Origin of the sequence: Pseudonocardia charpentierae, assembly GCF_031845345.1 — a bacterium.
GTDB lineage: Bacteria > Actinomycetota > Actinomycetes > Mycobacteriales > Pseudonocardiaceae > Pseudonocardia > Pseudonocardia charpentierae.
Window position 1 is genome coordinate 1 of the sequence record NZ_JAVREJ010000142.1, and the last position, 255, is coordinate 255.

The following is a 255-nucleotide window of genomic DNA, read 5'->3' on the forward strand; positions in this document are numbered from 1 at the left end:
TCGCAACCAAGCCCGCGCTGGCCACCGGCATGCTCAACCGCGCCCTGCGCGCGGGCACCCCAGCCCGGTGGGTGACCGGCGACGAGGTCTACGGCAACGATCCGGGCCTGCGCGTCGAGTGCGAGGCTCAGCAGATCGGCTACGTGCTGGCCATCGGCTGCGACCGCCACGTCCGCACCTCAGCCGGTCCGATCCGCGCCGACGCTCTGGTCGCCAGCTTGCCCCGCTGGGCATGGCAGCAACTCTCCGCCGGCG

General features: G+C 73.3%; 1 protein-coding gene. It reads left to right on the top strand.

Annotated features, from left to right (window positions below; genetic code table 11):
- Positions 1-255: transposase (locus RM445_RS32225; protein WP_311560634.1), on the top strand; the 255-nt coding region annotated here is incomplete at both ends.